8 protein-coding genes and 1 CRISPR repeat array are annotated in these 11,437 nt (G+C 43.2%); all 8 genes read right to left on the bottom strand.

The features are described 5' to 3' along the window. Nucleotides 1–37: 37 nt before the first annotated feature. Nucleotides 38–659: direct repeats of the CRISPR family, unit length 38 nt; unit sequence GTCTTAATCCTTATTGTAGTGGATGTGCCTCTTGGGCT. 150 nt (nt 660–809) lie between these two features. The 8 genes from JJU34_RS14150 to JJU34_RS14115 all read right to left on the bottom strand — a co-directional run bounded on the left by JJU34_RS14150 (nt 810) and on the right by JJU34_RS14115 (nt 11,434). Then, entirely contained in the window at nt 810–2,438 is a 1,629-nt protein-coding gene (locus JJU34_RS14150; protein ID WP_228693036.1) for a hypothetical protein, read from the bottom strand. Then, a complete protein-coding gene (gene cas2, locus JJU34_RS14145; RefSeq protein WP_228693035.1) occupies nt 2,435–2,920 on the bottom strand; it encodes a CRISPR-associated endonuclease Cas2 in 486 nt (161 codons plus the stop codon). The genes JJU34_RS14150 and cas2 overlap by 4 nt, the downstream gene beginning before the upstream one ends. 4 nt (nt 2,921–2,924) lie before the next feature. Then, entirely contained in the window at nt 2,925–3,959 is a 1,035-nt protein-coding gene (locus JJU34_RS14140; RefSeq protein ID WP_228693034.1) for a CRISPR-associated primase-polymerase type B, read from the bottom strand. Beyond that, entirely contained in the window at nt 3,956–4,951 is a 996-nt protein-coding gene (gene cas1 / locus JJU34_RS14135) for a CRISPR-associated endonuclease Cas1 (protein WP_228693033.1), read from the bottom strand. The genes JJU34_RS14140 and cas1 overlap by 4 nt, the downstream gene beginning before the upstream one ends. Nucleotides 4,952–5,090: 139 nt before the next feature. Further along, nucleotides 5,091–6,500 carry an AAA family ATPase gene (locus JJU34_RS14130; RefSeq protein WP_228693032.1) on the bottom strand — a complete coding sequence of 470 codons (1,410 nt, stop codon included), beginning with the start codon at nt 6,498–6,500 and terminating at the stop codon, nt 5,091–5,093. A gap of 5 nt (nt 6,501–6,505) precedes the next feature. Further along, the gene (csx2, locus tag JJU34_RS14125; protein ID WP_228693031.1) at nt 6,506–8,278 is read right to left on the bottom strand and encodes a TIGR02221 family CRISPR-associated protein; all 1,773 of its coding nucleotides are present in this window, start codon (nt 8,276–8,278) and stop codon (nt 6,506–6,508) included. A gap of 5 nt (nt 8,279–8,283) precedes the next feature. Further along, a complete protein-coding gene (locus tag JJU34_RS14120) occupies nt 8,284–9,351 on the bottom strand; it encodes a DUF1887 family CARF protein (RefSeq protein WP_228693030.1) in 1,068 nt (355 codons plus the stop codon). Nucleotides 9,352–9,355: 4 nt separating this feature from the next. After that, nucleotides 9,356–11,434 carry a TIGR03986 family CRISPR-associated RAMP protein gene (locus JJU34_RS14115; protein WP_228693029.1) on the bottom strand — a complete coding sequence of 693 codons (2,079 nt, stop codon included), beginning with the start codon at nt 11,432–11,434 and terminating at the stop codon, nt 9,356–9,358. Nucleotides 11,435–11,437: the final 3 nt, after the last annotated feature.

Below are 11,437 nucleotides of genomic sequence, written 5' to 3'. Positions count from 1 at the left end.
CCCAAATAGGAATCGAAGATGGTACTGCAGCTTATGAGTCTTAATCCTTATTGTAGTGGATGTGCCTCTTGGGCGAAGGTTTCGACGAGGCAAACGGGGAATTTACCCTCGTCTTAATCCTTATTGTAGTGGATGTGCCTCTTGGGCTCCGGTTGGGGGCATGCAAGTAACGGATTATCAAAGTCTTAATCCTTATTGTAGTGGATGTGCCTCTTGGGCTCGATTATGAAGAATCCGAAAATGTTTTGGTTGGTTAGTCTTAATCCTTATTGTAGTGGATGTGCCTCTTGGGCTTTGGGACTTTGAGATCAAAGATGACCACGTCGTGGGTCTTAATCCTTATTGTAGTGGATGTGCCTCTTGGGCTAAGGGGACGGGAGGCGGGAGAAATCCCCCTCCCTTGTCTTAATCCTTATTGTAGTGGATGTGCCTCTTGGGCTTGGCGCCATCAAAAGTAACGGTAAATATTTCAGACGTCTTAATCCTTATTGTAGTGGATGTGCCTCTTGGGCTGTGAAAGATTCTATTTTTTCAATTGATGATCTGGAGTCTTAATCCTTATTGTAGTGGATGTGCCTCTTGGGCCATGATTGGATACGCCTCAATGGAAAATGGGTCTTTGTCTTAATCCTTATTGTAGTGGATGTGCCTCTTGGGCTGCTAAATCCAGTTTATGCTGATTTTCAGAAATTTGACCCCTGAAAAACAGGAAAATACATGCGTTTTCCCGAAAATAAACCACCCCTTCCAAACTGCCCATAAACAAAGCTAACGCTATTTTTGCAAAACATCAACAAAACAAACCGGTATCATTCCAACGCCACCTTGACCAACTTCCAACCCCAATCCTTCTTGCCCTTAATCGGTGTCAGTACTGCGAAGCCTTTTACACCCATTCCGCTAGCCAGCCTGTATGCACTCACCAAATCAGGCGGGACAAATACGCCGTCTACAAAGCCAAATACTTGGCCAGCCTTGCTCCGAAAGATACCTTCAACCTCCTTTCTGACTTTTCCAATCGAAGCCATATCCTTGGACTTCTCCATAGACTTTACCTTAAAAAATAATCCCTCTCCAAAACTGCCCGTTACCCGGTAAGCCTCCCAAAGCTCGGGCTCCTCCCGGTATTTGGCAAAGCCCTCCTTTTTGTCGTCCGTGACAAAATTGAACACCCGCTTCGCCTTATTTACCTGGGTAACCACGATGTCTACTTGGGTAGCTGAGGCACCTGTACCTCCAAGCAATGCCTCCGCAGCAGCCAAATGGCCCTGATAGCGCCGGCCAGCATCCAACAATCCTTTTGATTGAAGATACCAAGGGGACTGTAAATACGCCTGATGATGCGTTCGCAGACCCCATTCCATCTTTTGGCGCAAACGAACCAGTTCATCGAGCTCCGTCTTTGCCCAATCATCGTGCCCTTTGGCTACCAAATAGCCAATCAATCGCTCTTTGATGCCGCACAAAAACTCGGGTTTTGACTTACAGGTCATGGCTTTACACAAGCAGGAAAGGTAAAGCACCTCATCCTCGCTGTATGCTTCCGCAAATACCTGCCAAACCCAAAACTCTTTCTGCTTTTTTTGGGCAAAAGGAAGAAAGGCCCTAAGCCCCTCCTCCCGCTCACCGGTTCCCAATAGTAACTTGGCCTTGAAAAACGGCACATACAGCATCCCTGCATTTGACTCTAATTTGGGCTCTACAATCTGCGTGAGGTAGTTCTGAACCTTTTCTTTCGACGCACCCTCCCGAAGTAGCGCTTTAGAATACGCAATATGCAAGCGCTCGGCAAGTGCGATGATCTTCTTTCCTTCCCACTCCTGCTTCTGATAATCCTCCTCCTCCAACACATCAAACAGCCCCAAAAACTCCAAATACGCGCTTTGTGGCGTAAAATTCTCCCAAAATTCCGGCGGCGTCTTAATCAATTCCTGTAGGATCAACTTAAACACGAGCTTTTTAACCGGATGTACATGATCTCTGAAATAGCTGCATCGCTCCCTTACCGCCTGCAACAAAGAAAAACGGTTCTTGTTATATCCTCTCAGCAGGTAATACATGGCCCAAGCGAGCTGCTCCTCAGGCAGGGCAGCACTGACATGCAGGTCAAAGGCTTCCAGATACTGTCCGGAGGCAATCAGCTGTTTTGCCTTTAGATAATCCTCCTGCACCACGTGCGAAAAATACCCTATCCGCTCATACAGGAGTACCTCGTCCGAAGGCATTTGCATTTCTTCAAACTCCTTCAAAAAGTGCTTTGCGCGGTCCGCTTCGCCTGCCTGTACATGTTTTTTGATCAGGTAGTACAGGGACCAAGCATGGTTTCTCTTGGCCCAGATGTCCTGAGGATTCCTTTCCAAATCTGCCTGAGACAGCTTGTAAGCTTCCTCGAAGCGGCTTTCTCCTCGCAGTTTCTTTATCAACGCCGTCTGCATCATAGAAATATGGTATTGGGTGGGTCGATGATCTGTTCGATATTCACATTTTTTCCAATCAGCTTCATGCTGCGGGCATCGGAAATATTCAACGGCACTAAGATGATGCTATCCTCGTTTTCGTATACGTCGTTGATATCGGCTAGCGTCTGCCTGATTTCGTCAAATTTTTTATGATCCGAATGGACCAAAAAAACGGACTTTTGTACCCTTGTACAACCATTTTTTATCAGGTACTTGGAGACGAGGTTTCTCACTTTGTTATTCTGAATGTCGTACATGATCAGGTAGTTCATGGTCGTACTCTTTATAGGTTTATCACGGAGAATGCCCAATATTTTCTGAATCCGCTGCGACAGCGGCAGGAGCTCCTCTTCAGGGGCTATGCCTTCCGGCGGCTGTGCTTCGGATACGCTGAGACCTGCACGTCGGATCTTTTCGATCCGCTCTTTCAGGTCAAAGGTCTTTTTCGGAGGCTTCGGCATGGTATCAGCTGGAGGCAAAACTTGCTTTTAAATAATCGGTCACTGTCTTGCCGTACTCCCGGTGGCTTCCCGATTTAGTGGTGGCTACGATGCTCACCCCTTTTTTTCCGAAAAAGACATTTACTTCCGCCCAGATCGTACCGGAGTTGACCTTGATCTGCCTCCCGTAGGATATGGGCTTGATGCTTTCCAAGGTGGCATGTATCTCCTGAAGATACGTCTTTAGCTGATCGACAATCGCCTCCAACTCTTCGGGTTGCTCGTAGTATTTCTCCGCCGCCACCCTTTGGAGTCGCTGTCCGGTCTTTTCTTTGATATATGCCAACACCTCATCGGGCAGGTCCTGACCTGGATTGGATTTTTCGGTCTGAGTGACTGCTCGGAGCTGTCTTTCGTTCTCTTTTACGATTTGGGAGGATTCCTCTTGCACTTCCTCCATGTCAAAAAACGACTCCTTTTTAACGACTGTCTCCGGTGATATAGCGACTGCCTGCGGATTGTAGTAGGCATCGGGATCGAAACTGACAAAACAGCACCGACTCACATCGTGGGTTTTGTGATCCAGCGCTGCACCTAGACGGTATTGCTTTTCGAGCTGTAGGCAAAAGGCCTTGTAAAAAACCACGTAGTAGGCAGGGTCCGTGATGCGGGGCTCAAGCTTAAAGAGCACCTTTAAGCCATCTCCACTCGGGGATGCAAACATCAATTCCACCCGTTCATCCTTGGAAAACCTTGCTTTTAACTCGCTCATCTCCAAGTCAAACTCGGAGAGGTGATCTATATCCACCAAAAACCGGTCGGCAAATAAGAAATTCTCTTTGCGCCGGACCTTGGGGTGAAACTGCGCACATACCACATAGGGAAGCGAGGTTTTCATCTTGCGGTACTGCGCAGGATCCATGGCCCGGATAGCCTGTAGCCGTCTTTGTAGGGATGCTACATCGCCTTCTGGATTGATCAGCGCTTTATGTAGCTTATCCATACTGACATCGTAAAGCTGGTCACCAGCCTGCGTCACATTTTTTCCCAAACGAATCATTGCGGTGCATTTTTGATGAAAAACTTAGCCAGCCGGTGCATGTCTTCGTCAATATGGGACATACGGCTGAGCGTCTTACCGTTTAGGACAATGACTTCCCCCAGGTAATCGTTGACCGATTGGATGAGAATGCGTTTGGCCAAAGGGCCCAGCAACAGCGCACTTTCGGCATTTTCTTGGTCAAAGGACTCTAGTGGAAAAGCCTCCGCCATGCATAACTGAATCACCACGTAGTCCATCCAGGTGCGGTATTTCTCGATGATATCAAATACCAAGGCGGGACGATTGTAGTCATCGCGGTGAAAAATCCCGACGTATGGATCTATCCCTGCCTTGATGAGGGAACCCTCTATCTTGCCATAGAGAATGCCATACGCATAATTCAACAACGCATTGAATGGATCCCTGGCAGGGCGTCGGTCCCTGGACTCAAATGCATAGGATTCCGGCATCAGGTGGGCAATGGCCTGAAAGTATCGCTTTCCTGCGGCCCCTTCCCATCCACGGATACTCGGAGCCACATCCGAGATGAACTCCCCCTGCACTTCACTCACCTTTCTTTTGTAATCCTCTATACTATTGATGGCCGACTTGAAAATATTATGGACTGGAATCACTTCCTTTTCCGGCTGCATGCTAAGTAGTAAGGCCACTTGATGGTCCATCTTATAAAAAATCAGCTCCTTTACCCATTCCAACGCCTCTTTCGAATAAAGGAAATTGACCTGTGCTTTGCGGATATTGCTGATCGAGCCATACTGCACACTCCACACCCTACCCTCGGGGTTGCCCAGGTCATTGACAAATAATACTTCTACCTGATGCTTGATAGCCAGTAGGATTGCATCGCTCGTGATCCGCGCGGCTTTGGATATGGAAATACTCTTTACCATATCCGGGGGAAAGGTCTGTTTGCCCTCCGGGGTGCTGACCACAAAAAGCCCGTTATCTTTTTGCAGGGTGGCACCGAATGTATTGATGACTAGGTGCATGGTTATATTAGGTTGTGTTGTACCCGACAAACCTGCCAGGTTTACTATTAAAATTTCCAAAGATTGGAACTTTGGAAAAGCTTATCCTTATGAACCTTTTCCCCAAAACCTTCGGGGTCAAAAAAAGACCCCAAAGGTTTTATCCGATCCACCAATCCTGCGCCAGGATCAGCTTTTCTTTGGCACGGGTAATGCCGGTGTACCACCACCGGGTCAGCTCGGGAGGATTCATCACATACATCCCTTTATTGAGAAAGAAATATACCTTCTCCCATTCCCCTCCCTGACTTTTGTGGCAGGTGACGGCATAGCCGTAATTCGCCCGAAGGCTATTTAATATAGGGTCACGCTGCATGGCGGTGAAGTAGGAATCTGTTTTGGGACGAACTCCATGTAGACGCATTCGTTGGCTAAAGTCGATCATCAGCAGCCGTTGCTGATCTGCATTCAGGTTGCTGCTGCCGTTGTTCAAGGGATCCAAGCAAAGCATGGTCTCGTGTTTTTTTCCCGTGAGGCGCGCCCGCACCGTCACATGGATAAAGCTGATGCCCTTGACCGATTCGTTGGGCCCAATCTCTACCACTTCCACAAAATCCCCGTTGGTGAGCGGCACCAAATAATTGTTTTGGGTCACCATCAGCAGATCTCCCACTTGAAGCGACTGATGTGCGTTCCCATACATTCTTTTACGGACCTCTAAGTTGATATGGTGGCAGTTTTGGTTGCTTAGACTGATGGCGATGGTATGGTCCGATCCATTTTCCATCAGGTCTGAGATATAAATTTCCTTCATGCGGTCAAATCCAGCCAACTGGATCCAAGGGCTATTTCTGGCGGGTATTTTCACCCACTTGGTCTTGTACGAGATGCCCGTCATCCTTCGGACCTGGGTGGCCAGCTTGAGTACTTCGGAGTCTTGTTTTTGGCGGAGAATCCGGGTCATTTCAAAAGAAAAAACTTTTTTCCCCAATCGTTTGAAAAAGGTTTCCATCAGTGCCGGGCTTTCCAGGCTGCCTACGGGGGGAAGCTGACAGGGGTCTCCGGCAAAAATCACTTTGTTTTCTCCGACCAACGTCATGAAGTCCGTCAACAGGTGCCCTGAACCAAAGGAGGCAAAGGAGCTATCGTCATTTCGCTCATCTCCGATCATGGATGCTTCATCCACTACATATACTTTTTGGGTATCTTCGTCCGGTTTCCGGATTTCAAAAAGCAAGCGCATCTGACCATAGTCTTCGACGGCCGTTTTTTGCTTTTCGGGGTCGGCATCTCCATCGATATCCTTAAAGTGGTACAGTTCGGAGTGGATGGTTCGTGCGGTATAGCCGGTCTTGGCACTGAGTACGGCCGCAGCCCTACCGGTAGGCGCCAATAGGGAAAATATCCTTTCCTCTTCCTCCAGGTATTGGGCGAGGTGCTGTAACAGGGTGGTTTTTCCGGTACCGGCATAGCCTTTCAAGATAAAAAATGCCTGCCCGGGATATTCCAGAAATTGTACGATCTGCTCAAAGGCTTCTTCTTGTTGGGAATTGAGAACGATATCAGCCATATGGGTTAGTAGTTTCGGAAGCGCACAAATTCAAACTTAGAGACCTTGGTACCATCGGGCATATCCTGCGTGGTGCGGTGGGTGGTGGAGGCAATGCAGGGGATGCCGTGGGATTGGAGCAATTGCACCAAGGTGAAGGTAAATGTTAGTTCCCCCATTAGGTGGACGGCTTTTGGCCGGAGATCCAGAATTTTGGTTAGATATTGGTCAGCCAAAGCATCGATTTCCCCCTCACCTGCTAGCGGGTCGATTTGAGGAAAAGGTATGTCCTGAACGGGCCCGTAATGCTCCGAAGCAAGTTTCAGCTGCTTTTCTGGCCAGGAAGTGGAGGGATGGTTGGAGAGGTTGAGTAAATTTCTTTTTGATGGAAAATTAGATTGCTTGGCTTGATTTGAGTAGAATATTTTCTCAGACTTAGAAATTATATCTATGATAATTTCTAGAAACTTTTTAGCCTGAGAAGGGCCTTTTCGCATTCCTGCATGATTTATGTCATTTCTGGGTTTGTTTATTTGACCATATAAGTTTGCTAGCTCATCATATCCATGAAAAATCAAGGTAGAAACAGCTTTCTCGAATTCATCAGGAATATTTTCCTTTTGGTTTTTTTTATAAGCTAGGTAAAGAATGCTGCTGTAAAAACTTCTAGATTTTTCGTTTAAATAGTCAATTTTTCCAGATTCATTAACTGGAAAAAAACAAACTAGTTGAGGCTTCCTTTCTAAAAGCTTGTTAATATCCTGTATAAAATAGGTTAACATTCCTTCTTGAAACTGAGTAAAAGCTTGTTGAATGAGATTGTGCTTTGCACTCCACTTTGCAGCCTCAAGCCACCTAAGTTCCCCAGCCTCTGAAAGGTTTAAGATTTGTTCTTCTAGCAATTTAAGGATTTGTTTGAATGGTTTGACTGTTGGCGATTTTTCTCTAAGACTTTTAAGCTTGACAGAAAAATTACTAAGATCTTGGTTTATGAGGGTATTTAATCTATTTGTTTGTAAATCTGCTGTAATACCTGATAAACCATTAACAATAAATCGCAAGTCCTTAGTGGTTTGATCCCTGGTTTCAGGTTGTCTAAGAAAATTATTGATTTCTTTATCGCTGACTGACTTTAGCGAACTGGATTCTCCAAACCTGATAAATCCATTAACGGCACTAGTCCATTCCTGAAATTCAAGAAGCGTATTTAAATTTATTATCGGTGCATTTCTTTGATCTATAGATATTGTTTGCTCAACCAATGCTGCTGGTCCTAATTTCTCAAATGCACCGTAGTGAATCCCACAAACTTTAATATTTTTGGTAGCTTTTAAATAATTCATTAAAACTATTCCTAACATTGGTAGGAACCTAAAAGCATGGGTAATATCAAGGAATATTAAATCGCCTTCCTCTACTTTATCTGAAACAGCCTCGAATATTGACCAAATATCTTCTCTCGAAAATCCTTCCTTTATTTCAACTGGGTCAAGCTTAGGGTTTCCAATTTCAGGTAAAATATGATTCAACGTGGTTTTAAGACCTACATTTTTTAAGTCATATTTTTTTGTTTCGCTATTCCAAAGCCCATTATCTAAGAAATTCCTGTCGTGCGAGTCCTTTGTTAAAAATATGAACACTTGATCTTTACTCGAAAAATCATGACAATACAATTTAATCAATGCCTCTTGTATATATTTGACGTTATCAATTTTCTTATTGAGATTACCTTCTTCGAAATAATTGCATTCAATGTATCTATTGGTTCCTAAAAACGATAAAAATACTTTCCTAGCCATAACATCTATCCGTTAAATTTTTCCAATAACTGATTAATCTTAAAATTCATATCTTCTCGAAGGATATCCTTTCCAGAATGAAGCATAAAAGCGTCGATATCCAGTATCTTTGAGATTCCCAAATTTTGGCGGAGATTTTCGAGCTGCTGCAAAGACTTGGGATCTTGGGAAAAACTTCCCAATACGGCTAGGTACTTTTTACACTTAAGTCCAAATTGCTGAGTGAGCGAGGCAAGCTTGAATAGGGGTTTGGAGATTCGGTCCATCTTGGCATTCCCGCTGGGAAACACCTTGCATTCGAATACATAGAGATCATTTCGATGAACGAACATCAAGTCAAACTCGTTATCGTGATCAAAAGGAGTATGGCTATCGGCACGTTTGACGCCGACACTGCAAGCTATTTGGCTCTCGTCTAATTCAAACGCTTTTCTAAAATAATCGTAACAGTACATTTCAAACCACTCCCCCATCAAGTAATTTTTGTCCAGCAACTTATAGTCATGATCGGTCGCTTTGGCTATGGCATAAACCTTTCCGGGATGGCCTTTTTGAAGTACCTGCTGCATAAGGATTTTAGGAGATGGCCTACCCTCGTAGTATTCCAAACTGCTTTCTGCTAAATACCCATAAGCCCTAAGGTAGTCATCCAAACTTGTCTTGATAGTCTGACTTTTGGGGACCTGACCCACTTCGGGATACAAAACCTGATACTGATCTGAACCAATCGGTGCATAGTACATCATAGCCTCGAAGTCCAAAAAATGTTGAAATACCATTTGGGACATTAGTTTGTTTCCCCCGGTAATATTGACCAAATAAGAAGCTTCCTTTGGAAAAGGAAATGCTTTTAGCTGCTCAAAAATCAACAGCGCGTCATTGGCATCGATAAGGATTTTATGGCATTTGTGTTCAGGCAGTTTTAATGCAGCAATTAAATGATCGGTGGTCTGCTTCCCTTCCATCTCTTTGGTGGTCACAAAGAAATATTGAGAGTCCTCTTTTTCGAATTGCTTGATAAAAAGCAGATTTGGAACCGCTTGATCGGAAATGATGGAGAGGAGGTGGGGCATAGAGTTATAAAAGAGGTGTTAATCGTTCCTTTAACTGATTTTTCATATCAACTCCTAGCCAATTTGATATATTTCCATCCCAGTGACTATCTTTTCTAAGCTTTTTAACGGAATCTTTATGTTTGCCTTCAATAATTCGTGCGATTTTTTCAAAAATCAAAAGCTTATTTTCATCCGTAAACTCACCAAATATTGAAATTTCTTCATTTAAGTATTTTGATAGATCTTGGTAATTATCAAAACCTTCAAGTTGTAGAGGTTTTTGAGGTTTGAGCCTTACAGAGAATGGCTTTAATAGTCCCGTAGGATCTACATTTTCAAAAAACTCTGTAAAGGGATCTAGCCTTTCATTTTGTTGTTTAATATTGATAAAATCTTTTATTACCGGATATGAAAGATAGTCTTCATTCACACCTCCTTTAGCCATTGCAAAAAGTTCCTTTATTTGAGGACTTGAAAGCCAGTTTGGATCTTTAGACATCATCAAGTTTTCAAAGTCCATCATGTAATCCTCTTTAGGCTTATTCAAATATTTAGGATCGTTGACATTAACCTTTACTTTTCCATAACCAAATGGCTTTGCAGCTCCAAGACTATGAAAAAAGGTATCTGAATAACCATGAAAAGTAAGGGCAGATAAGACTGCTCCAACTTCGACAGATTTCAAATTATGAAATCTAAGCTTCATTTTAAAATTAGTCCCTTTATCCAACGGTTTAAAATGGGTTACAACTTTTTGATTATCACCGGCAGAAGTCTTAACTTCTTTGGATTGAACAGGATATCTTTTAAAGCCTCTTAAAGTTGCTGCAGAATCATCATAAGTGAAATAACCGCCTTTATCCTTAAACTGATCCAAGTAAAATGGAAAATAAGATGCTTTAGGGCCTCCTAAAACAGCCTCAACTTGTGGTAAAACTTTTACCGTTTGGGACTCTGCTAAAGCATGTCCAAAAAACAAGCGCCCTTTTAAGGAATCGTCCTTTGATGTATATCCAAATAAGGTCTCCGCCAGATCTTTCTTTTTGTCGGGATTATGATTCGGATTGAGATCAGAAACTCGATATTTAAATGGAAGCTTATACATGTAGGACAACCCAAAATGCTCTAAATCACCGTTTTCATTTTCAGCAAAAAAAACTGGAATTTTTTCACCATTTATAAGTTTTCCTCTCCAATACTTCCAGTCCTTTGAAAGATTACTTGGATCGTCATGCCCATATATAAATTTAAAATCCTTTTGCTGAGTTTGACTTACTTCCAAAATCTTAGGATTTTCTGAATCGAAGAATACAAATTCTCTTACCTTTCCTGAACTCTTGAATTTTCTATCTTTAGGGAGATCTCTTGTGTCCTCCTTTCTAGGCCCAGGTTGACCTGTAAAAACTAATGTACCTTTTCTACCTTCACTATTGAAATAGGCCATATTTAATTCTATATTTCCAAATAATGGTTTTTTTTCCGTCCTGAATGAATGTGTAAGTCCATGCTTTTTAACTATTGAATTTTCATATTTAGAAAAAGCTTCTTTATTTTTTGGCTGGTTGTTCAAAAAATAATCCCTAAATGGGATGCCCAAATATTCTTTTAATTCGCGATGGTCTATATGCGCTAGTTCTTCACATTTTTCGATAGACCAGCTTCCATCTTCTTTTTCCTTTAGCCATCCACCTTGTATTTCATTATATTTATAACGGGCAAGATATTGTGAAGCCCGAGTTAAATCCCTAAAAGCATACCTATGATCATTAATCAAATTTTTATTCAACCTCGAAAAACTCATAATCTCCAACACATTCCTGACCATCCCTTTAAGCGAAGTGGCTGGAATAAAATACTGTTTTTGGCCATTTTTATCTATAAAGTGGGAGAATTCCTCGGTGGGTTTTTCTCCTTCTGCTGGTTTAGTGTGGCCATTTCGGATAAAGATTGGGGTCTCTGCAGTAATCTCGATTTCTATCTCTCCGCTTTCTCCATCCTCAAAAGGGATGTCGTGTCTTACATCGTTCCGCCACGGTGGATAAAATACTTGACCTTCAGAAGGAGCTGGAACGAAATTGTATGGTGATTTTACTACTGACATATT

Origin of the sequence: Lunatimonas sp., from assembly GCF_020832325.1 — a bacterium.
Taxonomy (GTDB): Bacteria; Bacteroidota; Bacteroidia; order Cytophagales; family Cyclobacteriaceae; genus Lunatimonas.
Note: the sequence above shows the minus strand (reverse complement) of the source record. Positions and strands in the feature narration are given on the sequence as shown.